General features: G+C 45.3%; 25 protein-coding genes and 3 pseudogenes. 16 read left to right on the forward strand and 12 right to left on the reverse strand.

Features of this window, described 5'->3' with window-relative positions:
- The first annotated feature begins 56 nt into the window (after nt 1-56).
- Nucleotides 57-308 carry a hypothetical protein gene (locus tag NHN17_RS11205; protein WP_309243483.1) on the forward strand — a complete coding sequence of 84 codons (252 nt, stop codon included), beginning with the start codon at nt 57-59 and terminating at the stop codon, nt 306-308.
- An 89-nt stretch (nt 309-397) separates the two neighbouring features.
- On the opposite strand, the gene NHN17_RS11210 is transcribed toward NHN17_RS11205, so the two are convergent.
- A complete protein-coding gene (locus NHN17_RS11210; protein WP_255042581.1) occupies nt 398-1,552 on the reverse strand; it encodes a DUF4382 domain-containing protein in 1,155 nt (384 codons plus the stop codon).
- A 177-nt stretch (nt 1,553-1,729) separates the two neighbouring features.
- On the opposite strand from NHN17_RS11210, the gene NHN17_RS11215 reads away from it, so the two are divergent.
- Entirely contained in the window at nt 1,730-1,969 is a 240-nt protein-coding gene (locus NHN17_RS11215; RefSeq protein ID WP_255042582.1) for a hypothetical protein, read from the forward strand.
- A 134-nt stretch (nt 1,970-2,103) separates the two neighbouring features.
- Entirely contained in the window at nt 2,104-2,409 is a 306-nt protein-coding gene (locus NHN17_RS11220) for a DUF3303 domain-containing protein (RefSeq protein ID WP_255042583.1), read from the forward strand.
- Between the two features lie 69 nt (nt 2,410-2,478).
- Here the strand turns inward: NHN17_RS11220 and NHN17_RS11225 are convergent, their stop codons facing one another.
- From NHN17_RS11225 to NHN17_RS11240, 4 genes are all read right to left on the reverse strand, one after another.
- A complete protein-coding gene (locus NHN17_RS11225) occupies nt 2,479-3,864 on the reverse strand; it encodes a sensor histidine kinase (RefSeq protein ID WP_255042584.1) in 1,386 nt (461 codons plus the stop codon).
- Nucleotides 3,865-3,902: 38 nt separating this feature from the next.
- A complete protein-coding gene (locus NHN17_RS11230; protein WP_255042585.1) occupies nt 3,903-4,667 on the reverse strand; it encodes a response regulator transcription factor in 765 nt (254 codons plus the stop codon).
- Between the two features lie 98 nt (nt 4,668-4,765).
- A complete protein-coding gene (locus NHN17_RS11235) occupies nt 4,766-5,470 on the reverse strand; it encodes a spondin domain-containing protein (RefSeq protein WP_255042586.1) in 705 nt (234 codons plus the stop codon).
- Between the two features lie 9 nt (nt 5,471-5,479).
- A complete protein-coding gene (locus NHN17_RS11240; protein WP_255042587.1) occupies nt 5,480-6,154 on the reverse strand; it encodes a spondin domain-containing protein in 675 nt (224 codons plus the stop codon).
- 197 nt (nt 6,155-6,351) lie between these two features.
- Here NHN17_RS11240 and NHN17_RS11245 point away from each other — a divergent pair, with 197 nt between their 5' ends.
- The 6 genes and pseudogenes from NHN17_RS11245 to NHN17_RS11270 all read left to right on the forward strand — a co-directional run bounded on the left by NHN17_RS11245 (nt 6,352) and on the right by NHN17_RS11270 (nt 9,858).
- The gene (locus NHN17_RS11245; RefSeq protein ID WP_255042588.1) at nt 6,352-6,567 is read left to right on the forward strand and encodes a TIGR02450 family Trp-rich protein; all 216 of its coding nucleotides are present in this window, start codon (nt 6,352-6,354) and stop codon (nt 6,565-6,567) included.
- A 14-nt stretch (nt 6,568-6,581) separates the two neighbouring features.
- Nucleotides 6,582-6,695, forward strand: a pseudogene (locus tag NHN17_RS11250) (2OG-Fe(II) oxygenase); the annotation flags it as partial.
- 202 nt (nt 6,696-6,897) lie between these two features.
- The gene (locus NHN17_RS11255) at nt 6,898-7,116 is read left to right on the forward strand and encodes a hypothetical protein (RefSeq protein WP_255042589.1); all 219 of its coding nucleotides are present in this window, start codon (nt 6,898-6,900) and stop codon (nt 7,114-7,116) included.
- A 422-nt stretch (nt 7,117-7,538) separates the two neighbouring features.
- Nucleotides 7,539-8,957, forward strand: a complete 1,419-nt coding sequence (locus NHN17_RS11260; protein ID WP_255042591.1) for a DUF3943 domain-containing protein — start codon at nt 7,539-7,541, stop codon at nt 8,955-8,957.
- A 205-nt stretch (nt 8,958-9,162) separates the two neighbouring features.
- Nucleotides 9,163-9,303 (forward strand): annotated as a pseudogene (locus NHN17_RS11265) (AraC family transcriptional regulator); the annotation flags it as partial.
- A gap of 63 nt (nt 9,304-9,366) precedes the next feature.
- Nucleotides 9,367-9,858 carry a GreA/GreB family elongation factor gene (locus tag NHN17_RS11270; protein ID WP_255042592.1) on the forward strand — a complete coding sequence of 164 codons (492 nt, stop codon included), beginning with the start codon at nt 9,367-9,369 and terminating at the stop codon, nt 9,856-9,858.
- Nucleotides 9,859-9,895: 37 nt separating this feature from the next.
- Here NHN17_RS11270 and NHN17_RS11275 read toward each other — a convergent pair whose 3' ends face one another.
- From NHN17_RS11275 to NHN17_RS11285, 3 genes are all read right to left on the reverse strand, one after another.
- Nucleotides 9,896-11,209 (reverse strand): peptidoglycan DD-metalloendopeptidase family protein, encoded by a 1,314-nt coding sequence (locus NHN17_RS11275; protein WP_255042593.1) that lies wholly within the window; start codon nt 11,207-11,209, stop codon nt 9,896-9,898.
- Nucleotides 11,210-11,697: 488 nt separating this feature from the next.
- Nucleotides 11,698-11,898 (reverse strand): hypothetical protein, encoded by a 201-nt coding sequence (locus NHN17_RS11280; protein ID WP_255042594.1) that lies wholly within the window; start codon nt 11,896-11,898, stop codon nt 11,698-11,700.
- Nucleotides 11,899-12,319: 421 nt separating this feature from the next.
- Complete coding sequence (locus NHN17_RS11285; RefSeq protein ID WP_309243484.1) at nt 12,320-12,685, reverse strand: GNAT family N-acetyltransferase; 366 nt, start codon at nt 12,683-12,685, stop codon at nt 12,320-12,322.
- A 227-nt stretch (nt 12,686-12,912) separates the two neighbouring features.
- On the opposite strand from NHN17_RS11285, the gene NHN17_RS11290 reads away from it, so the two are divergent.
- On the forward strand, nt 12,913-13,047 hold the full coding sequence (locus tag NHN17_RS11290) for a hypothetical protein (RefSeq protein ID WP_255042596.1): 135 nt from the start codon (nt 12,913-12,915) through the stop codon (nt 13,045-13,047).
- 105 nt (nt 13,048-13,152) lie between these two features.
- Nucleotides 13,153-13,566, forward strand: coding sequence for a cupin domain-containing protein (locus NHN17_RS11295; protein WP_255042597.1), 414 nt, complete (start codon nt 13,153-13,155; stop codon nt 13,564-13,566).
- Between the two features lie 55 nt (nt 13,567-13,621).
- Here NHN17_RS11295 and NHN17_RS11300 read toward each other — a convergent pair whose 3' ends face one another.
- Nucleotides 13,622-14,974 (reverse strand): hypothetical protein, encoded by a 1,353-nt coding sequence (locus NHN17_RS11300; RefSeq protein ID WP_255042598.1) that lies wholly within the window; start codon nt 14,972-14,974, stop codon nt 13,622-13,624.
- 271 nt (nt 14,975-15,245) lie between these two features.
- Between NHN17_RS11300 and NHN17_RS11305 the strand changes: the two genes are divergently transcribed.
- Nucleotides 15,246-15,371, forward strand: coding sequence for a hypothetical protein (locus NHN17_RS11305; RefSeq protein ID WP_255042599.1), 126 nt, complete (start codon nt 15,246-15,248; stop codon nt 15,369-15,371).
- Nucleotides 15,372-15,388: 17 nt separating this feature from the next.
- Entirely contained in the window at nt 15,389-16,843 is a 1,455-nt protein-coding gene (locus tag NHN17_RS11310; RefSeq protein ID WP_255042600.1) for a glutathione synthase, read from the forward strand.
- Between the two features lie 93 nt (nt 16,844-16,936).
- Here NHN17_RS11310 and NHN17_RS11315 read toward each other — a convergent pair whose 3' ends face one another.
- Complete coding sequence (locus NHN17_RS11315) at nt 16,937-17,509, reverse strand: DUF2913 family protein (RefSeq protein ID WP_255042601.1); 573 nt, start codon at nt 17,507-17,509, stop codon at nt 16,937-16,939.
- A gap of 733 nt (nt 17,510-18,242) precedes the next feature.
- Here NHN17_RS11315 and NHN17_RS11320 point away from each other — a divergent pair.
- Nucleotides 18,243-19,505: a RidA family protein gene (locus NHN17_RS11320; RefSeq protein WP_255042603.1), complete on the forward strand. Its 1,263-nt coding sequence runs from the start codon at nt 18,243-18,245 to the stop codon at nt 19,503-19,505.
- A gap of 332 nt (nt 19,506-19,837) precedes the next feature.
- Here the strand turns inward: NHN17_RS11320 and NHN17_RS11325 are convergent, their stop codons facing one another.
- Complete coding sequence (locus NHN17_RS11325) at nt 19,838-20,689, reverse strand: enoyl-CoA hydratase/isomerase family protein (RefSeq protein ID WP_255042604.1); 852 nt, start codon at nt 20,687-20,689, stop codon at nt 19,838-19,840.
- 298 nt (nt 20,690-20,987) lie between these two features.
- Between NHN17_RS11325 and nifW the strand changes: the two genes are divergently transcribed.
- On the forward strand, nt 20,988-21,263 hold the full coding sequence (gene nifW, locus NHN17_RS11330) for a nitrogenase-stabilizing/protective NifW family protein (protein ID WP_255042605.1): 276 nt from the start codon (nt 20,988-20,990) through the stop codon (nt 21,261-21,263).
- Between the two features lie 73 nt (nt 21,264-21,336).
- On the opposite strand, the gene NHN17_RS11335 is transcribed toward nifW, so the two are convergent.
- Complete coding sequence (locus tag NHN17_RS11335) at nt 21,337-21,756, reverse strand: universal stress protein (protein WP_255042606.1); 420 nt, start codon at nt 21,754-21,756, stop codon at nt 21,337-21,339.
- 540 nt (nt 21,757-22,296) lie between these two features.
- Between NHN17_RS11335 and NHN17_RS11340 the strand changes: the two are divergent.
- Nucleotides 22,297-22,740, forward strand: a pseudogene (locus NHN17_RS11340) (beta-eliminating lyase-related protein); the annotation flags it as partial.
- Nucleotides 22,741-22,818 lie beyond the last annotated feature (78 nt).

Genomic DNA, 22,818 nt, shown 5'->3' on the forward strand with positions numbered 1-22,818 from the left:
ACGGTAAGAAAACATAACTATTGGAAATAGGAGATTGGCTATACTCAGAAGGCATCATGAACACAACTGTTGAAGGTGATGATTCTATGGCTACTGATTTTGACTCCCTGTTACCCGAGCTTGCAGAGTTTTCGATACCGGATGTCCCTTTCAAAGTCGTTGACCCTACCGGTTTACCCGACGATACCCGTAAAGCGTTCGATAATTTCTTATCTGGGACGACCTTGCCGCAGGCATTTTGTGTCTACAGTCACGACTACTCGCAGTTTTGCAAATTGGTCCGCAATGGTGAGATCAATATTAGTTAATGGGATGTTGGCTCCGGACAGTAAAAAGGCCGCAATGCGGCCTTTTCATTGAATTAATGGTTAGTTATAAAGAAGGTTGTATCCGCTACTTAAAAAGAAAACGTCACGCTTGTCATACGCCCTGGCTCGACGATGATGTTGTTGCGAGAGTCGTAGACCTCAAACCCTGAACCGTTTGTTTCCTCAATATCGTATTGCGCGGTACAGGTGTAGCCAACCGCATATTCCCCTGCATAAACGTCACTAAAGCTAAATTTAGCCTGCAAACCTGATGGGTCTTCAATCAGAGGGACAGCGATCGGAGCAGATTCTTTCGGGCGGCGTTCGCCTTCACTGCCAAGCCTTGGGTTATGGAAGCCGAGCATCTGTTCTTTAGTGGTATCCCCACGATACAGGTAAACAGCGTCGGCGGAGTCATAGTTGTTCTCATGGCACTGGCTTTGGATTGAATCAATATCAATAGTGCCACGGATATGGCCTAGTCGTGGAGCGATATCATCGACATGGACTATTTCGAAATCTTTACTGCTGAGGAAGCGCCAGTCATGGTTTTTGTTGTACTGCAGTGTCTCTTCCAAGTTAAACCAGAACGCGAGGTTGTTGTAACCTTTATGTACCGTGAATGGTTGACTGACCAAACGTCCGCTAGGGCGGGCATTTTGTGGCGGCTTGGCACCGGCACATGAACCTTGACTTGGTGTGCTCAGGTGAAGGTAGCTGCCGTCAATATCACGGACGTGAGAGTCATAATCGACCTCAACTTGCGTGTTAGCACCCTTTTCACCATTGATATATAGGCACATTTCATAGTCGCCAGGTGATAGCTTCAGGTCTTGGAACAGCGGGTAGGCATTATCACCATTGGCATTCATAACATCGATCATGCGAAGCTCATTGGTTTCTTGTTTAAAGGTGATGTGGTACGCCTCACATTCACCAGTTTGATCGCAGGTTGCCTCGTCACTGCCGTTACTGCCCGCTTTCTTTAAGAACACATAATTAAAGGCGATAACGGCTTCATCAATGTCACTCAGACATTTATCGTGATGGCAGTTTGTATCACTGTCATCAGTTGTCACATCAAGGCTTTTATTTGCACTCGTCGGTGTGTCAAGTTGGTTTATCACACCAAAGTTGAGCGTTGCATCGGTTGGCGTCGTGCCGTTGTCGTTGCCGCTATCAGAGCCACAACCGACAAGTGCCGTGCTCAATAGTAGCGGTAAAAGTAAGTTGCTGCTTTTCATGGGGTATCCTGCAAAATATTTTCGGCAGATTATACAAAAAGACAGTGAAAAGTATGTCAACGGTCTGTCAGGCGCATAAGGCGTTGGGAGGGGCATAACAAAGAGAAAGTGTTACGGCATAAAATATGCTGGTTAGAACGGCGTATTTCTAAATTCTCTGTTAAAGGAGAGATACAGATGAAACTGTCCATTATTGATATGCCAGCCGTTCATGAGCTGCAAGCCTTGGGCTATACCAAATCAGAGTGCTTGATGATTATTGAGCGTGAGATTTACCGTTTGAATACAACAGATCGCTCTAAAATTGACTCTCTTTGCTGCAGTGAGCACCTCAAAGAAGAAGAAGCGCTCGACAAAATTCGTAGTATGAAACGTACTCGGTTCTTCCAATATATCCAACGCTTTGTTTTTCTTTGATTGGTATGATTCTCCTTACTTAATATCAGATCCCCCCCTTCCGAAATTGATTCCCATTTTGCAAAAACAGATACCTTACTCATCAAGGTGAGTGAGGTATCTGTGACTATACTCTCAACACGTTTGATGCGTGATTGAAGAGGTATCCAATGACTTTCCTGATCTCATGGCAGCTATACCAAGGTCGGCTGCATCCGGTGCTGGCACACTTTTCCAAATTGACTGAAGAACAAGATAAGGCGCTGATGGGGCCGGAAATCAGGTTGATTGGTCGCTGGCACGATTTAGTCAGCGGAACGGGGGTGTGCATCGTAGAGTCTGACAGTATAGAGGCCGTCACAGCCTATGCACTGAAGTGGAATAGTGAAATGGATATTACGGTGCAGCCCGTGGTTGACGACGCAATGGCCCGCGAAATGGGTGAGAGGCTTTCGTCCTAACCGTTTCTTGGTATATAGCGAAAGCCGTTAAAAAAAGCCTTCCTCATTCCGCTTCAGGAGAAGTGGTGACTAGGTGGGAAGAGGAAGGCTGAAAGATTGCTCGAAATGCTGTTGTCCTTGTTTGGTTCTTAGCTGGCTTTGATGCAACATCAGAATCGATTGGATGATTTTGGTGCCGAGCCCCATCGTGCCTTGGGGTGCTTGCGGGTCGATGTCATTTTCCATGGAAATCCCCAGTCCTATTGGCTCGGGATTGATCATCAGTTGTACCGTACTTGCATAAGGTGCGTGCCTGATGGCGTTATCAAACAAGTTGGTAAACAGCCGTTGCAATAACTGTTTATCGCCGAAGACGACATCTTGCTTGGGAATGTTCAGGGTCAACTCGACCTTTTTCTTATTAGCCTCAGGTTGCATGGTATCTATGACATCCTGAAGGATATGACCGAGCTTTAAGGCTTCAAATTTTGGCTCGCTGAGCACAGACTGCTGACGGGCGATTTTGATTTGTTGGGTTAATAGTTCGGATAACTTCAAGGCATTACGCTGGGCGGTGTTGATTAATGGGTCCGGTTTGGTGGCTTGAATTTGCCATGTCTCAAGGTAGCCCAGTACGCTGGCCAGCGGGGTTTTGAGGTCATGGCTAAGCTGTACCAGTAATTCGCGACGCTTCTGCTCTTGCTGCTCAAGCTGGAGGAATTGCTGTGAAATAGTACGTGCCATAAGGTACATTTGCTTGGCGATCGGCTTAAGTTCTGCCACATTGAGCATGGCTTCGGGCTTTAGACGGTAGCCATTTTCAGCTTGTGTCTTAAGGTCTTGTGTGACTTGCCTTATTGGGTTGAGTAAGGTCGTTTTAGTGAGTCTATATACCGTCAAGCTAAAGCCGAGTACCAGTATTAATGCTGCAGAGGTAACCCAGACAATAGGTGACTGTTGGAGGGAATCCATGTCGCTCAACTTGGCGGCTAGGGCGCGCTGCTCGCTACCAATGACTACGTATAAATACCCATTCGTTGTATTGCCCTCCTTAATGGGGGCGACAGAAAAGACTTTCTGGCGGATGGCGTTACGTGGATCATCTCCCAAAATTGGAAAAGGCTTGTCGGCGAGAAAAGCGCGAATCGGTTTTAGGTTTACCTGTTGGCTGATGGCGATCCCTTCCGGTGCGGCATGGCTTTTAATGTTGCCATCGTTATCGAGGAAATAAATTTCAAAGTCGGGGCCAAGCAGCATCAAGGTATGGAAGATAGATTTCAGCGCCTTGGGATTGTAGTCACTGTCGTCCATCAGTGGGCTATCGTCTCGCATGTGCGCGGCTAATTCTCGGTGCAGGTTCTGTTGTGTGCGCTGTTCAACATAGGTTTGTTGGTAGTTGAACATGCCACCAATAACGACAATGGAGAGCAAAAACCAACAACCGGTAAGTAGAACAAGTTTGGTTTTAAAATTCATTTCTGCTTCTCCAGTGGATTGCGCTTTTAGAGCTTTTATCAGGCCTCAAATTTGTACCCTACACCCCAGACGGTATGGATGTATTTGTGCTCTTCGTTGCTGGCGTTGAGCTTGGTTCTTAACCGGTTTATGGTGCTACACACTGTGTGGTGGTAACCAGAAAAATGCGTCTGCCAAACCGCTTCGAGTAACTCATCTTTGCTGTACACGCGTCCCGGCTTTTTAGCGAGGAAATGCAGCAGGGTAAACTCGGTTGCGGTCAGGGAGATGTCATCCTGTTTGAGTTCAACCTTATGGGTTGTTGGGTTGATGATTAAATCACCAAAATTCAAGACATGACTTCGATTATCATTGTGCTTTTGCGTGGTGGGATCCGTATCATTCGCAGCCTCTTTGCTAAAGTGCTGGCGGCGCAACATAGCCCTGACTCTGGCTTGGAACTCCAGCACACTGAAAGGTTTGGTGAGGTAGTCATCCGCACCGGACTCTAACCCTTCTACTTTGTCTTTTTCGGCATCTCTCGCCGTCAGTACTAGTACGGGAAGCCATGGCTGGCTGCCTATCTGATGGTGTCTGATTGCTTGGCACAAGCTCAGGCCATCACCGTCTTCCAGCCCACGGTCGAGCACAAGAAGCTCAAAAGACTGGTTAGTCAACGCCTGCCTTGCCTGTTGTAGACTCGTTACCCGAACAACGTTGTGCCCTTGGAAGGACAGGTGCATGTTGATCAGATCAGCAAGATCATTGTCATCTTCTACGATGAGGATCATAGCGGCTGGTACCTGTTTTTCTGCTAGCGTCATTGTGATACCCAATCATCTGAAGGAGCTGGCTCCCTCAGATGACCGGGTTACGACTGATATCTTTCACTCAATAATGAGAATTGTCGAAACCATTGTCATTATTCGGTACGGGTAATGATCAGTTGGGCGGCGGGAGACTGGAACCGGTGTGTTGCGTCCAGTATCGATGTGCTTAAACCATCATCTTTGCTGATCACGCCTGGGTGGAATGAAACACGGTCGTTATCATCGCGTTCGCTATTGAATCCTTCACCGCCCGCTGCTGGGCCCGGAATCGTCTCGGCGGCTTCATCATTGGCCTCGGTACCTGAATCCCATGCTGGCATGGCGATGCGCAAGGTATCGCCAACCGCCAAGTCGGCTAAGTCCATCGCGGTTTCAGCGACAAAGGCATCATTGGTATTGACCAACATGCTGGCCACCGAGAGATAAGATGATGTCGAGGTATCTATTGTAACGGTGACAGAATCGCTGCCTGCTGGCAGGATCACGCCGCTCCCTGCCGCTTGTACCGAAATACCGTCAGCTTGTTCGCTAAGTAGGGTGCTGTTATCTCCGCTTTCCGCGAGCATCTCGAGAGCTTCTGACGCGGGTTGACCGATAGTGAATAGCTGGTAGTCGTTACTATGACCAATGACAGCCAGTGGTGACAGGGGCTGGTTTGCCGAGGTGTTTTTAACCTCAACACTGAAAGTCGCGAGTGTCTCTTCCGGTGGCACGGGATCATCGTCATCCGAATCAGTCGGGCAACCAGCCAACAGTGCGACACTGGCGGCGAGTAAGAGTAAGCGATAATTCTTCATGCTGCCTCCTTACTTCACGGTAACAGTAACAACAGCAACAGGGTTGAGCCAGCGGTAAGCTGTACTGCTGATATCACTGATGCCACCTGTGGGGTCAGTATCGCCGAGGTTACCCGGGTGGATATGAACACTGGTATTCGTCACGGTTGTCTCGGCACCACTCCCCCCAGTACCTAGATTGACGAAGGGTGGGTTAGGCATGCTGGTGGCGAGTTCATCATTGGCCTCGGTACCTGCATCGTAACCGTTCAGACGCACGGTATAGGTGCCGGGTGTCGTTGGGATTGGCCAGCTATCAAGCCCGACAAAGCCATCATTGGTCGGGAGTAGCATGGCAGTAATGCTAAGGCTGTCGGCATCACCGGTATCCATGCTTGCGGTGGTTGAATCGCCGGGGTTAAGTGGGCCGCTAGCAGGATTTGAGACAACGACTGCACCAGCGTTGCTGGCGAGGGATGACAACGGACCGATATCTCCACCTTCAGCCATCTGCTCAACCTCAGAGCCAGCCGCTTCGCCGCTGCGAAACAGGAAGATATCGCTGCTGTGGGCCGCAACCAATAAAGGAGTAAAGTAGATATTTTTGGTCGCATTGGTGATGGTGACATCAATTTCTGCTGCTTGGGTTTGACCTGTGCTTATGAAGGCAGCCGCAAGTGAGAGGGCTGTGAGTGTCTTGTTCATTGTTCTTTCCCTGTGTTGGTGAGTTACCTTCACTATGGCGAACAAATATTGCAGGACTCTCCAAAAAACCTCACAAATTTCTCACAATGGTTTTAGAACCTAGAACCTTGAGCAGTAAACCTTCCTCGTTTAGATTACGTATTGTTTTATATACCCAAGTAGCTTGGGTATAAATGAGATATTGATAGGAGATTGCCATGAATCGGGTACACCCCAAATCGCTGTTTGGCAGCAAATGGACCAAAGTGGAAGTGGAAGGGCGAGAGAAGCATTTCATGGTGATAGACGTCGAATACGACGAAAATCAAAAAGTCGTCAGTTGCCTCATCCAAGCGGTAATTAATCATCGAATGTTTGAACTCGATTGGCGTGAATTAAAAGACAGTAGCCGTTGGCTCATGGGGTGGAAGTGAGGGTTGAAGCAAGAGCGAAATACGAGAAAGGGGGTTTCTACCAGAAGTATCTTGATTGTTTTCGCGGTAATGAAAACCGACGTTTGACGACTGTTATTTATATGAACGATTGCTGGTCCAAAGAAGATGGTGTGAAAAATAACGCCTTAGATATTGCCCAGTAATGAGCAAAGTGGAAGAGGTGGTTGCGAATACCTGCTATCAAGTGATTGAAATTTTGTAATTTTTTGTAATTTTGCTAACTGTGTTCATGCTTTTTTGGTATTTTATGCATCGTGTTACCCATTTTATTTGAGTTGGGTATGAAAAACGTAAGTCTGAGGGTGAATAATGGATAAATTATCTATTGGAAGGGACACAATCTCAGATGTTAATTCCGTTGAGTATCAGTGGATCGCATCATTAATTTATGATGGTGTTGAGGTTGAGTCTGTTATTGCATTAATCCAGCGCTGTCTCGGAGGAGATGAAATTGTTGCTGAGTATCTTCGAAAAATAGCATTGCATATGTGTCAACCTGCTGAACTGCTTCATTATCTTGATAACTGATTCTTAATAATACTTAAAATATAATGGTTAGTCATACTCGGGAGTATAATCTGAGTATGGCTTTTTTATTCATGTAATATTCACGCCAAAATTCGCTTTGCTTTGCCGTTTTTTTGTATATTTCCCCGACAGTATCTGCCAATGCGGTTACCGAAAGCATAGGCAATGATGCTATCAGCTTGATCAGCCGGTAGTGACTCACCTTGCTAGCGTGATAAGTAAAGATATGAGTTTCTGTGTGAACCTGGGATTATAAATTTGTGCGACAGGTCTGAGATTTGATAAATGGTTAAAAGCATTTATTTTCTTCCACTTTAATTCACTATACTCAATAGCATGGCTTTTAAGTACCTGAAAATAATGGCCAATAAAAATAACAATTTTGATGCTTGAGCCGACAGTTGTGTTGAAGGGAGATTAAAATGCGGTTATCAATGGCAGTGGGAATAGCGTTGGCATCCTCAATGGCTGTGGCAGATGCCGTTAATGATGATGCTGAGCATACTCAAGTAAAACAGCAGCCCACATTCCTTTCAAATACTTCAACCAAAACTGAACAATCAAGCTATACCTCCACCTATTCAAATTTTCCATATACCAATACCACCTGGGAGCAAGTGCCACGAAATGTTGGTGTCTATGATTCGCCTTATAATGTTGCTCTGTTTTCGGGAGAGAACGGTGAAGACACAGACCGTTTGTGGTCACAAACCAAATCTATTTTTTGGTATGGCGTGGGCGTGGCGGGCTTTATCGCTTTGTTGCCAGAAGATATCTCCAACTGGGATACCAGCGATGATCGCTTGTTGGAAAAATGGTGGGATAACGTAAGGGATGGTCCGATATGGGATAGAGATGTGTGGTACATCAACTATATTGGTCACCCCTATTTCGGTGGCGTGTACTATCAAATTGCGCGTAAATCGGGATACCGCCAGTGGGATGCCTTTGTCTATTCCTTCATGATGTCGACCTTCTATTGGGAGTACGGCGTAGAGGCTTTTGCCGAAGTCCCAGCCATACAAGACATTGTGGTAACCCCAGTTTTAGGGTGGGTGTATGGTGAATGGGCCTTTAACAAAGAGCGAGAGATTATTCAGGGCGGCGGTAAAGTCTGGGATTCTGAATGGATGGGAGACACCGCTTTGTTCTTGCTTGACCCTGTTGATAGCTTAGGCCGTGGGGTAAACCATTTGATGGGGCGGGATGTCGTGAAAGCCGGTACCGGCTATATCGGTTACCAAGACGTTGCTTTGCCAAATGGCCAGACGGACACTCAATTCAATTTTAATCTGAATTTCCAGTTCGGAGAGGGGGAAACCAGCCCGGCAATGCGGCGCAGCTATACTCGGGTCCGAAACGTCACGACCAGTGATCCTGTGGACTACGGGATTGTCGGGATCTCTGTTGGCGGACGTTATCTGGATCTGGATGAAGAGTGGGGCATTGAGAACAATTGGGCACCGGTGATCACTCTGGGTCTGTATTACACACCATCGCTGTCTTCCCGTTTGCAATATACCCGTATTGATACTGACAGTAAGCTAACGGGTGAAAGTATTACCTACGAAAACTACAGCTTTGACTTCCAGTATTATTTCCTTTCCGAACATGATGTTCGCCCTTATATTAATGCTGGCATTGGTGAAACACTGCTGGAAAAAGATCGCGATACCACGACTTTTCAGGTCAATGGTGGATTGGGGTTGCATTATCAGTTAGATAGCAATTGGGCGCTTCAGGCCGATTGGGTGCACTTTTACAGCGGAAAGTTATCGACCAATGATGATCTGTTCTCTAGTCAGTTGGTATATCGTTTTGGCCGCGGTGAGCGGTGGTGATCCGGCGCGAAGTTATTTTATCTTGGTGATAAAAATTGCTTGTTTTACCAAGCCGATATTTATGGTTATAAATATCGGTGTTCTTTAAAACAAAGATATGTATACCCAGTCACTTGGGTATACCTACCCAAAAACTCGCTAGGTAAATGGGTATTTCGTATCAATTTAGCATCTTTGGCCGTCACATCTTCTGATGGCCTTTTTTATCGCTCTGACGGTTGGATTTAATTCCAGTAGCCGCTTTTACGAAACCTTTCAGCGCTATATGAAAATGACGCCAACCGAGTTTCGCAAGCTTAGCCATAAGAGTTATAACCCCGCACTGCATGGCAGGAACTTGGTATAAACCCCAATTCGAGTTACTATTTCAGGCTAATTCTGATTTTGCCCGTATGATACCAACGCCAACATGAATGCCACTTTAAAACCCCAGATCATTGATCTTATTCTCGCCGATTTACAGCAAGCCTACCAAAGTGCATTGCATGCCGCCGATCAGGCGCACAGTGCTGCGACTGATGATCAGAGCGTGGCGGAAACCCAGTACGATACCTTGGCTATCGAAGCCGCTTACCTTGCCCATGGCCAGTCACAACGAGTGGCTGAGTGCTTGGCTGATATCAATGCTTATGAGCAGCTGAAAGCTGCACTGCCGGAGACAAACGATGAAATTGTCTTAGGGTGCTTAGTTCATATCCTTGACGAGAATGATAATGAAAAATGGATATTCTTTGGGCCAACGGCGGGGGGGATCAAGGTATCGCTAGAAAAGCATGAGGTCGTTGTTGTGACACCGACTTCACCACTGGGAGAGGCATTGCTTGGTTTGACAGTCGAAGAAGATGCGGAAGTACACCTTGGTGGTAAAATCGTATTTTACGAAGTTGAGGCTATCTACTGATACAAAAACGGGGAAGTTTACTTCCCCGTTTTGTTTTTTATGCCTCAGGCTCTTGGTTGGTATCGGCCATACTGAGTAATGAGCGGTTTGGGTTGTCCATCATCTCATCATATAGCGCGACCGTTTCCTTGAACTGCCCTTTTTCTTTGCTCGGTACCGACGAGGCCATTGGAATGTTGGCTGTCATTGGGTTTACCGCGCGGTTTCTGATCAGGAACTCATAGTGGATATGCGGTCCGGTTACCCGACCGGTGGCCCCTGCGAGCGCTATTCGCTGACCGCGAGAAACCTTCTGGCCTTTGCGGACAAGGATCTTGCTGTTATGCAGGTAGCGGGTACGGTAGTTGGTTCCGTGCTGGATCACGACATATTTGCCGGCATAAGGGTGGTTGACGACTTGGGAAACCACCCCGTCGCCAGTTGCGATCACTGGTGTGCCAGTTGGAGTGGCAAAATCGACACCGTTATGTGGCGAAATACGCCCCGTGACAGGGTGGCGTCGCTGAGGGTTGAAACTAGAGCTAACCCGGTAAGTGCGGTTAGGTTCATAAGGGTAGCGCAGGAAGGCACGCTGCAGGCTCTCGCCCTTGGAATCGTAGAAGTTACCGTCGCTGTGAAGATAAGCGGTGGTAGACCTACCTCGGCTGTGGATTCGGATAGCACGAACTTCGTGCTGGCCGGTAATAGTATCGTTGACCGACTGGCGAGAAACCACGACTTCGAAGTTATCCCCGGCACGGAGATCGCGTGAGAAGTTAAGCTTCTCTTTTAGCAAGCTAGTAATTTCATAGATCTCTGCTGAATTTAGCCCTGCCTTTTGCGCAGAGACAGAGAAGCTGCCGTGGATCTCACCGCTGGCGATAATATCGTCCCAGTCGCCAGGAATTGCAATTTCCTCTATCTCAAAACCATTATCTTCTACACGTTGGTAGGCGACTTTTTGAGCAATGTTAAACTCCAACTCCAAGCGATTAAGACGCCCTTCGACGGAGTTAACCCAAAAACGCATGGTATTGCCTGGTTGCAGCGTATCAATCTTCAAATGGTTAAGATCGGCTTCTTGCAGTTCTTGAATGTAGCGTAAAGGAATATTCAGCCGGGAGAAAATTTGGCTAAGTGTGTCACCTTTTTGAATGGTATACGCATAGCGAGGAGGCTCATAAACTGGCTGAGCAGTCTGTTCGCTAGGAGACCATTGGGTTGTATTGATCGCAAGGTTGAGTGGGACCGTGCGTTGAGTCGTAGTGGTTTGTGTTAGCAGCGCTGCTATCGTCAATAGCGAAAAGCCTGCTATCCCTAAAAATTTGGTCGACATCCACTTTCGAGAAAGCGTCGCGTTTTGCGTAGACATGGTAGAAAGAACTCGTCGTTTTATTGCTGATTTTTATTACGGATAAAGGTTCTTTATCTCTCGGGCTCTGGAACGTTGTTGTCATGTTCCATAACCATGAATTTTGGAATGCTTATCACTATGCATCCATTAATAGGCGCTAGTCTGCCATAAAGAGACATCGGGTGTGTTAAAAAGGTTCCTCGATCCTAAAAAAATCAGTTTTCTTGCGTAAAAGTTATGCATTTTGTGAAGTACATTTGATTTTTTGAGGCTTAGGATGGCAGGTAGATGTCAAAGCAGAAAAAAGCGATACCTAACATTGCCCTGACATAACATATGTGTGCTGATGAATACTATTGGTTGATAATGCATCTAAACGCATTGGGCTAACGAGAATGCTTGCGGGAAGAGTGGTTTACAGGTGGCTAAAACGTGAGCTGGTGAGAGGTTGGAAGTATCGATGACAGCGCTCTGGCTAGAGCGCTGGTTTTTGAGGGTTCGAAAAATTAAATAAATCGAATTTTTACAGCCTGTAGGTTGCTGGTCGAGTCATCCATCATAAACTCGACCAAACTGCCCGATGCGGGTTGGCCTTGGCTGGCAATGTTTACGCCGCAGAAACGAATGTCGCCGCCTAGATCACAAGTGATAAGGCCAGTGCGGTTAGTTGGGTTGTAGCTGCGGATAATGCCGGTATGTGAAATCATATTTTTTCCTTCGTGCCCAAACTCTGCATTCTGTCCCGACTAGCGTATTCATTGTTTGCTAGTGATTGGGAACTTGCTTTGAGTTTGTGGCTATCAAATTGAGTACAAATGCTGAAAACAGCGCTTGCCTTGCCGGATTGTCAGCCTTGGCTGATCCGGTTTACTCATTGACCTTTACTATTGGGCGTCAGGAGATCACCAAACTCACTGACTCATCACTGCGGAACGCTTGCAACTTAGCGCAGCAGCGGAATGGTAATAGAGATAATCTTCTTGGGGTGCATCTAACTTTGGCGAGAAGTGAGGTGTATACTTCGAAAATCATTGTCGGTCTGAGTAGCAGACTCGGACAAACTAACGCTAAACGCCGCCGTTGTAAATACATTTAATTGCAAATAAATGTGATGTTGATTGTTAGGTGTCAGTTTATATAGTCTGAGTTGTCTTCATTGCTGTAAAAGTTTGGGTCGCCATACGTAAAGGCCAGCTCGATATCTTGTTGCTTCAGTGTGTCGAGGCCAAACTGGATCAGCGCTTGGCCGATACCTTTGCCTTGGATTTGGGTAGCTACCGCAACTGGTGCCATCAAGAAGGCCGTTTTGTCTGATTCAAATGTCAGGCGGGTAAACAGAATACTACCAACAATTTTATCTTCTTCCATGGCGATAAAGACGAAAAGGTCATCGTTTTCTGTTGATGCAAATATCTCGCTGGCTAAACGTCCGATCACTTTTCCTTCGTCTGTACCTTCAGAATCCGCAAAGGTTTGGTTAAAGAGTTGAATGATTTCTTCAGTTTGAAATCACAGTACGTATAGAAGACTTTGTTTAAGGTTGATAATGTTCGGCCGAGTATAAAACAGAGGTTAGATCACAAAAAAGATGATAAGTGGTGTATTAGCGGTAGAAAAAGTTGGCAAAGGAGCCATTCTTCTTGTTTTCAATGCTGTTTCATAGTGATAGTCTGAATTGACCGTAGGTGCTTCAACCTTCATTTGGATTCAAGGATGGATTTATGAGTTTGAAAGAAGACAAAAACTGGCGCAACACCGAGCGAGATACGCAATGTGCCGAGTATGAGATTTACGTCGAGCAGATGAAAAGCCGAGGTTTATCTTGGGTCGATTTTAATGATTGGCTAGATATCTAGCCTAACCACATACCTAATTCTTAATTTTGTCGAGCCGCGGTTCTCTAATCGCGGCTTCTTATATGTATGGCATACCAAGCTGAATGTCCCTCTTAGGCTAGCCACATGATGAGTAATGTAGATCTTCCAGCCAACGATATTCTTCAAGTTAACACCGAAGTCATGAACAATGGTGAAACGCGTTCTCGCATGAAATCCTGTGATGGTTCGGGTTACATCCGTACCCGTTATCCGAATGAAGAAAAGGGACGTTGGCAAAACAGCCATTTTCATCAAACAACTTTCGAGACCTATATTGTCCAGTCTGGCTCGATTCTCTATGCCGAGTTAATTAAGGGTGAGTTAGAGATAAGAAAGGTCACCGCGAATGAAGTGATCACCGTGAAACCCGGTGTGCCGCATAATGTATTTGTGTATCCCAATACGGATTTACATACGGTGAAGCATGGTGCTGCCCAGCCTGATGATTGGCATGCCTGTCCGGAGTTGGATAGGTTGATTGAGGCGCATGTTATGTAAAAAGCGCGGTTGTTGTACCGCGCTTTCTCATCACTATCGCACTTAACTAGTTAGACTAGTTAGTTGCTTCCCATTGTTTGATGATGTTTTCTGCAAGCGCTTTATCTTCGGTAAAGATTGAGAATACATTTGCATGGTGATCCAAATTGGAAACGATCATCAAGCGCCCATTAGTTGTAACGTAGGAGTACGTCATAGGGTGCATGTCATCAACTGTTTCATCGTCGAATGTGATGTGGAGGTTGCCATCGCTAGTGATAGCCCAATCGCCGTAGAAATCATCTTCACCATCTTCAACGAAGGTGATGCGACCATTTTCCTTAAATTGGAACTCTACAAAAATCGGCACTGGCATTTGGTTAGTTGCATCATCAAAGACCATAAACCATGTCTTATCGCTGAAATCGGTAGATGCAAACTCCATAGAAGAGCCATCAATCAGATTATCAGTTGTCCAGAATGACAGGTCACCTTCAGCTGGTACAGCAAAGGCAATATTAGAAGAGGTGTAGATGAACTCGTCACTTTCACCGTCGAAGCTAAGAACGTTACCTTCTACAGAATATAGGGCGCAGAACTCTCCCATATCAGCTGTCACACACATTTTGTCTTCATCGAGCTCAACAGCAAAAATCCCTTCATCTTGAGCGTATGATCCGTTTAGACTCACCATGTTCCAAACCGTCTCGTCACCGATCAGATATGACTGTAGGTCACTGATTACATCTTCGGTCACCACATCACCACTGCTGTCAATGACAAAGTCAACGTCATCTAGGCTATCATGGCCGTTGTCGTTCACGTGGCTACTGATTGCATTATTGATATCAGCCGCTGCTTCTTTTAACGACTCACCATTTAATTCTGCTGCATTTGCAGGTAGCTCGTTTACTAGGCTGCGAGCAAGAGCATGGGCAACCACTGCATCTTCAGCATTATCACCTTGTTTAGCTGAAACATAATCACCAGAAATGACTGATGTTGGTAGGTCTAGTTCATTAGCCAATTCTTCAACCGTCATGTTGGCTGATTTGGCCAGCGTTGTGAATGGTGTAACAACGCTAGAATCTGCATTTGCAACCATCTCGTAAGTATTACGCACATAGCCAATACGATCACTGTCTAAAGAAAAACCTGCGATAGCGCGGGTCAAGACTGGGTAATTTGAATCAACCGCAGGGATTGTGAATGTACCATCGTCATTGGTAATACCAAGAAATTCGTCTTTGTCACAAACATTATTCGCGTTTCGGTCAACACACACTTCAGCGCGGCCTAAGTAGCCATCTATAACCGTAATAGAGCGACTGTTTTCTGACGGTGGCGGCGGATTATCATCACTTGAGCTACCACAACCAGAGAGAGTAATCGCTGTCAGAACTGAAAGCGCGATTGCTGTTTTTTTCACTTTTATTCCCTTACTTTTATTTGATGTGTGGTTAATAGGGTTTCTTGTTTCATAATGATTGGTAACAAAGTGTGTATAATATTTTCTATAGTTTAAGTTTTTATATTTCCAATATTCAGTTGGATTATTTTGATTGTGATGCTTGAATATCACATTTAATCGGTATTTAAACTTACCTTGATATTTTTACTTGATTTTTTTCGTCTTTTTCCCGTCTCGTTCGTCTTCCTGTAGTTACCCCTTTTCTATGGAGACCACGGTTTAATTACACATGAATGTTATTTGGAAATTGCGGGGCTACATAAAAATGTATGTCCGCCAATACTTGGTTCCATCTTGGCTTATCGGCCGGATTGTTGACCGTATTAGCGACGGCGAACTGACACTGACCGTCTAATTGCAGAGTAGTAAACGATGACAAACGAAAAGCATAGTTTTCTGTCGCAGCAGATCATTGAAGACGCCTGTGAGTGGGCCATCATGCACGGTGTGGCGTTTAGACAAGCTGACAATACGGCACGGCACTGCCCGTTCAGTATTGCGCCGATGACCATGGAGCGTGAGGTGTATGATCATCTACGAAAGGTGACGCCACTAATCACCAAGTTGATCAGCCATGTCTCTGAAGATCACGATTTCCTGCAAGCCTCATTGGGTGATATGGCCAAGGCGGATCCGTTTTTTGGTTGCTTGATGGCACTTCATCAGCAAGCTCATGGTGATATCAATAACAGCCCTGCGCGCCAACCGCTATTGCTGATGCGTACCGACTTTATGGATGATCGCCATCACGGGGCGAAGGTTATTGAATTTAATGGTATTGCTGCGGGTATGGGGCCTTTCGGCCAGCGTGCTACGGAGTTCCATGCCTTTATGCAAAGCCAATGGCCGCAGACCTACCAAAACTGGCTGGAAGATAGTGCAGCGGTACCGGCAGAGAACCAGGGGCTTGAACAGCTTGCCTATGCGATTGCCACATCAGCCAGAAGGATTCAGGAGGAGTTTAATATTCAGGGTAAACCGACCTTTTTGATGGTGGTACAGAAAAATGAAGATAACGTCTATGACCAACATTTGCTTGAGGTTGAATTGCAAAAGCTGGGGCTGCGTACCGTTCGTCGTACCTTCGACCAACTCAGTACTCAGCTGTCGACGGGAGATAACCAGCGTTTAATACTCGACGGCGTCGGTGCAATCGATGTGGTCTACTTGCGTGCGGGTTATCAGTATTCAGATTACTGGGCGCCAGAGCTGAATGAATCTATTTGTTGCCATACTTTGAGCCAGACTCGTTTGTTTATTGAGCAGCATAACGTGGCGGTCAATGCGACAATTAGTCAGCAACTAGCGACCAGTAAATCAATGCAGATGCTGCTAACTATGATGCCAGCAGAGGATTATGCCCGTTGGGGGTTGAGCCTTGATGAAGCGCAGTTAGTAAAAAGTGTATTGGCGGAGATGAAGCCAGTAAATACTGATACGATTGGATGGTTTAATACCCAAGCAAATAAGCATAAGTGGGTATTGAAGAACCAAGGAGAAGGTGGTGGCCATTGTGTGTTTGGTGAGGATATTAGCGATAAATTGAGTCAGATTTCACCTGAAGAATATGACGCCTGGGCCTTGATGCAGCGCTTGTACCCACATGAGCGAGAAACTCCCACTATCGCCGTACGAGATGTCGAGCAGACGGTGGTGGGTGATTTAGTTAGCGAAATTGGCCTGTTCACGGCTTACTTTAATGGTGAACCAATGACCGAGCTTGATGGCTATGCTGGTTATCTGATCCGCAGCAAGCCTGCAAGTGAAAACGAAGGTGGGATCCATAGCGGTAAGGGGATCCTCGATTCATTAACCTTGGTCGGCTAATCGAACGTCAGGCAGTAGATAGAGACAAGGAGGCTGCGAAGCCTCCTTTCTCATTTTTTGCTGGACGTCATTTATGTAGGTTGGTATTAACGGCTACATTCTAAATAGCTCAACTCGAAGGTGATTGTCGTCTTCGTATGCAATGACCGATTGGAAATTGCCATCTTGCTCTATTGTTTCAGAGAAGACATTTTTGTCTTGCGTATCGCCGATGAACAGAACCTGGGTGGACTTTATCATCAGCCCGTCTTCATCGAAGCTTGAGGTCAAATCCTCATCTACCACACAGACCAACACGTTGCCATAGCGGGCATTGAGGTCAATATCGTGAGCTTTCGAGTACTGAACTTTGGTTTTCAGCTTAGATTCGACGTTATCGATAAGCCCAACAAAACGATACAAATCGGTAGAGCATGTCTGTGTGAGTTGCTCTACTTCATTATTCAGCACGGATTCCAAGTTGCCATCAGGGTGGCGGCCGTGTGCAATCCATTGTTTCGCTGACTTTCTTATTGTTCTATATCGATTGGATTTAGCGATACGTTTGAAGTACTTAACTAAAATATTGTTTCTTTCAGCTAAGGAAAGGTGCTTGTCCAGTTTTTGAAATTCAAGGTGCAATAAAGCATTGGTACTAACATCGAGCAACAGCTGGGTTTGGTTCATTAACGTACTATCCAAATCTCTACAAGATTATCTGGACTAGTATATCGAAAATAAAAAAAATTATTTACATTTTCTCTCATTCAATTCTTTCTTGAGCGGATCTGCTTGCCTTCCTGAGTTGTCTCGTAAGCTTGTGTGATACGTAGAATGGAGTGTCGGGTAACGAGATCGGATGAATACTTGATATAGGAGGACGAAGAGAGCGCGTGAAAGCTGAGCGCCTTTCAATATGAGCTGAACAAATTGAGATAACGTCTAAGTGCATGCTGAAATGGTGATGAACACAAGTGACTTAGCCATAATCAACCACTCGTTTGTAACCTTAAACCAACAAATGTTGATTATTCGAAGAAAGAAAATGCAGTGAGGTTTTTTATGCATTTTATAATGATGAAAGTCATATGATTTAAGCTGTCATTATCGAATTTCTGTGAGCAAATTATCAAAAACTGATAAAAATATATAAACATTGTTATTCTTTTACTGAGATTACATTCAAAAATAACGAATTGTTCGTAATTAAAAATGTTGATGCTGCCACAGAATTAGCATGTTTCCGGATATTTATTCGTAAAGTGACTATTTATCCCCTGCGTAGTGGTGCTCTAGTGAAATGATATTTTGATTTGTGTCACATTTACATCGAAATAATTAACTTACTATTTTGTCACTTCGATAAGTTATTCAAATAAATCGATTAAAACCTCTGACTACATATAAGGAAAATGTCGACATGGCTGGCATCATTAAAGTTTCACGCAATACAGAAAACGCCCCTCAAAGCACTCTATCTTCTCAAACAGTTGCTTTCTCTCATTACAATAACTTTTCTGCACAGTTACCTGTAGACCCTAAAACAGGTGATATTATTGTCGGTGATGTAAAAGATCAAGCAAAGCAGTGTTTAACAAATATCAAAGCCATTGTTGAAAGCATTAACCATGTAATGGATGACGTTGTAAAAATTAATGTATTCCTTAAAGATGTTGCTGATATGGAAGCGGTAGATGAAGTTTACGCAACCTTCTTCGACAACCTTCTTCCTACTCGTACCGTAGTTCAGGTTTCAGCGTTACCGATGAGCGATGCATTGGTTCAAATGGATGCGCTTATCTCTAACGGCGAAGGTACTGCGCCACAAGACCCATGCGCACTTATCAAGCTTTCTCGTAACACTGAAAATGCACCTCAATGTGCGCTATCTACCCAAACGGTTGCTTTCTCTCACTATAACAACATCTCAGCTCAGCTACCTATCGACCCTAAAACGGGTACGCTTGTAGAAGGCGGTGTAAAAGAGCAAACAGCTCAATGCCTAAAGAACATGAAAGCCGTTCTAGAAAGCATTGATGTTCCTTTCGATGACATCGTTAAAATCAACATGTACCTGAACGATCTCGCTGATGTTGATGCCGTAAACGAAGTGTACTCAACGTTCTTCCCTGATTCAGCGATTGCTCGTACAGTGGCTTATGTACCAGCACGCTCAGTTATTGCTGCTGATGCGCTACCTATGGGTGCATTGGTACAGATTGATGCTTCTGTATCTCACGGCGACGGTACACCTCCGCAAGAAGTTGAAGATCGTCACAACATCGTGATTCGTGCAAACAATACTGATGCTGCGCCACGTAGCGCACTACATACACAAACCGTGGCCTTCTCACACTACAACCATGTTGCAGCTCAACTACCTGTTGATGTTAAAACCAATGCAATCGTAGCGGGTGGTGCTAAAGAGCAAGCTAAGCAGTGCATGAATAACATTAAAGCTATCGTAGAAAGTGTTAACCATGTAATGGACGATATCGTTAAGATCAATATTCAACTGAAAGATGTTGCTGATATCGATGCGGTAAACGAAGTGTATACAGCATTCTTCCAAGGCGATCTTCCAGCACGTACTGTTGTGGGTGTCTCTCAAATTGAAATGGGTGCGCTAGTACAAATCGACGCGGTTGTTTCCAACGGTGAAGGTACGCTTCCACAGGCATAATATCGATTGAAGTCAGATTAGTTTATATAAAATGGCTATGAGCGGTATTGAACGATAATGACTGGGCAGGCTTTTATATTTTGAACGTTTTTACTTCGTTCAAATTATAAGGGCCTGCCCATTATTTTTATCGCGAATGAACACAGCCATCTGTAATTGCTTTGAGGGGCTTATACCAACCTATATAAATATTTTATCCGTCTTACAGGTTAAAATCGCTGTTCTCTGCGTTAGATATTTTGTAATTAGAGCCACTAGTTACAGCAATATCTGCCTTGATAACAACGATTTTTCCCGTGTAAATACTTGATCAACTAATTATCCAGATTGGTTTAATCCTCGTTGATATCCTGAATATTAATTACCAACTGTTCCCAATTTCTCTGGTTTTCAAGGTCGAACTGGGCACCTTGCTCATCGGCCCACGTAAAGCGCTTGATGGCGGCAGTCTTGCTGGTGGCCTGGTACAACCAATAAGCCTCCGCTTTTAGGGCGTCATCAATTGGTTTGTCGATAGACTCATAGACAGTTTGCTTACAGGCATTAATCGATTCGGCAGGGAATTTGGCAATACGTCTGGCAAGTGTATCAACGTACACGCCTATTTCATCAGGCTCGAGCGCCTTATTGATGGTGCCATAGGCTTCGGCTTCGTCGGCATCAAAGTCACGGGCACTTAAGATAATTTCCAAAGCTCGCCCTAATCCGGCTTGGCGCGCCATGCGGGATGCTCCACCACCACAGGGTAAAATCCCCATCGCCACTTCCATCTGCATGAACTTGTACTTGCCTCGTGCGGCAAAGCGCATGTCACATGCCAAGGCAAACTCATGGCCACCACCACGGGCATATCCTTCAAGTTTGGCGATAGTCGCTTGTGGTAATCGACTAATGCGTTCTAGTACGGCTTGTAAATCGAGGAGCTTGGCTTCGTTACGGGCGACAGCGTCTTTGGACATATCGCGCAGCAGGTTAGTGTCATAATGGCAGACCCAAATTTCAGGATGGGCCGACTGGAAAACAACCACTTTGACCTCACGGTCGCGCTCTAGCCGTAATGCAAGACTGTTAAGATCGGCGAGCATCTCTTGGCCCTGAACATTAACAGGGGGAAAATCTATGGTTACCCAGGCGACACCATCATCGATCTTTACCGAAAACGTCGTGAAATTCTTATATTCCATCGTGTTACTCCTCATCTCTGCATCTATTTTTGCAGTAAGCCTCTGAATCGAATGAATATCAGCAATGCGTTGCTGTTTTTTCTGATAGAAAAGCGTTGCACACATTAAAAACTAGGAGAGAGGAGGCGGGAGGTAAATTAGAGTTAACGGAAAAGAGAATATGGATTTTCTATATAATCACCAGCGCCTACATCGAGCCAAATCTGAAAACGGCGTGTTACATCAATGATTGTGTTCGTGCGTTACCGTAGACTGGCGTGAGTTTGTTCCTTGAATAGTTTAGACAGTTGAAGCCTTGATGAGCCAGAACGATATCCTTCAGAAAATAGCCAGTTTCACCTCGATTGAGCAGGCGCTCGATTACTTTGAAATCGGCTTTGATAGCCAATTTATCAATGAATATCGTACTCCGTTGGTTAAACGCTTTAATGGTTACTTATTGATTTCAAAGCCAGATGATTGGTTTTCTGCCCGCCGGGCACTGAAAAATGCCTACTGTAAGGTACAGCGGGGCAGGCTGGATCCGCATAGCCGCTCAGCTTGCCGTGGATGTACCTCCTGCCAGCGTCGATAGGTTGGTATAAAAGTGCCGAATCGGTAAAGCGTGGTTGATTCGGCACTTGGCGGCTGTTTTCTTGTTGCCTGATTTAGATCGGTACAACGAGAATATCAACCGGGGATTTATTGATAAGGTGCTTGGAGTAAGAAATGATATTGCTCCAGAAGTCATGGTGATGGCCGCAAATGATCAGCTCTACGCCGTTGTCCTGAATAATATTTTGTAACTTATTGCTTAGATCTCCGGTGCCAATGATGAAGTGCTTGATGGGGTAGTCGGTATTGGTTTCAAAGGCCCTGAGCTGCTCCATTTTGGGCTCACCCAGAGGGTTTTCACCTGGAGAGAGCTTGATATCAATCAGCTCTGGATAGATTTCCCCATGTGTTCCGTCAATGTGGACAAAAGAAACGTCTGCATTGAGTAGCTTTGCTAGAAAAACAGCCCTATCAATTAGCACGTTTGTTTCTTCCGATAGTTCAAGTGCAACTAGGATATGTTTGTATTTCATCACTATGCCCTCCTGCTTAGTAAATTTACCCAAGTAACTGTAAGGTGTTTTGGGTTATATCCCCAGCATAGTTCGAGACAGAAAAAAATAGTGTCGAAGATGTCTCAGAATAGCTAAAAGTCATATAATTCATTGATATGTAATATGATAATGCCGAAGTTTAAGCCTGTTTATTCGACTGAATACAAAAGATAATTTTGGACTGAAGCCTTTCGTTTCGCTGATTGTTATATTGTCTATAATCACTGTTGTTATGGGCAATAATGGTTATAAACAATACTTTTGTCCGATATATATGTGAAGGAAAGCAAATATGACCTGCCAATTTGCTGTGGTGATACCTGACATCACCTTAATGATGTCGGCATGGTTTAACCAAGATTTCCGCCTTTCAAACGACTTCCTTGTTTAGTCTCTGCTTGGGCTCGCTCCATGTTGAATCCATTTGAACTAAATACAGCAGTGTGGCTTTTGCTCCTGTTGCGTTAATTGTTATCCGTCACGGGCAAGTGTCTTGTGAGGGGCTATTGGAGAAAAGAGATGAAAAGGATCCCAGAACCATTTCGCATCAAAATGGTGGAACGTATTCGGATGACGGATGAAGAGGACCGTCGCAAGGCTTTGGTTGAGGCTGGCTATAACCCGTTTATGCTGCGCAGCGAGGATGTCTATATCGATTTGCTAACCGACTCTGGAACCGGGGCGATGAGTGACAACCAGTGGGCAGGGTTAATGCTGGGGGATGAGTCCTATGCCGGTAGCCGTAACTATTACAATCTCTGCCAGGCCGTTGAACACTTCTTCCGGTACAAGTTGACCGTGCCTGCTCATCAGGGGCGTGGTGCCGAGCAAATCCTGTTCCCTTGCCTGGTTGAACGAATGCGACAGGTGAGGGGAGGCTCGGAGGCTGTATTTCTTTCTAATTTCCATTTTGATACCACTGCCGGTCATATTGAGATGAGTGGTGGTAAAGCCGTTAACCTGCCAGGGTGAGAGCATGAATGCTCATTTTTTACTCGCCGCCTTAAAACCAGCCAGTAATACCTTATCAAGATAAGTGGT

This window comes from Photobacterium pectinilyticum, assembly GCF_024357955.1.
Classification (GTDB): Bacteria; Pseudomonadota; Gammaproteobacteria; order Enterobacterales; family Vibrionaceae; genus Photobacterium; species Photobacterium pectinilyticum.